At 67.6% G+C, this 638-nt stretch carries 1 protein-coding gene; it reads left to right on the top strand.

Features of this window, described 5'->3' with window-relative positions; translation table 11 throughout:
• Positions 1-614: IS3 family transposase (locus DWB68_RS15815; RefSeq protein WP_233548891.1), on the top strand; the 614-nt coding region annotated here is incomplete at its 5' end.
• Positions 615-638 lie beyond the last annotated feature (24 nt).

The following is a 638-nucleotide window of genomic DNA, read 5'->3' as shown; positions in this document are numbered from 1 at the left end:
GGATCCGGCTGCGTCGACGGGTGAGGACCACGATCCCGGACCAGTCCGGACGCCGCTTCCCCGACCTGATCGAGCGGGACTTCTCCATTGGTGAGCCGAACCGCCGATACGTGGGCGATATCACCTACCTCCCGATCGCGGACGGGTCGAACCTGTATCTCGCGACCTGCATCGACCTCGGGTCACGGAAGCTCGCGGGTTGGCAGGTCGCCGACCACATGCGCGTAGGGCTCGTCGAAGACGCCCTGCGCGCTGCGGCCCGTGACCGCGGGACGCTGGCCGGCGCGATCTTCCACAGCGACCACGGCAGCGTCTACGCCTCGAAGGCCTACGCAGCCCTCTGCGAGCAGCTCAACATCGTCCAGTCCATGGGTGCGGTGGGCACGAGCGCCGACAACTCACTCGCGGAGAGCTTCAACGCCACACTCAAGCGGGAGCTCCTCGAAGGGCAGGCGGCGTTCCCGGACCAGGCCACCGCCTACCGGGCCGTGTTCCGATGGGCGAACCGCTACAACACCCGCAGGCGCCACTCCGCGATCGGCCAGATCACCCCGAACAACTACGAGACCGCCTACGCGGAGACCACGTCCGCTACCCTCGCGGAAGCGGCATAACCGAACCGACACCGTGTCCACGAT

It is taken from the genome of Galactobacter valiniphilus, from assembly GCF_003575975.1.
GTDB lineage: Bacteria > Actinomycetota > Actinomycetes > Actinomycetales > Micrococcaceae > Galactobacter > Galactobacter valiniphilus.
The sequence above is the reverse complement of the archived record's forward strand: the minus strand, read 5'-3'. Positions and strand labels throughout refer to the sequence as shown.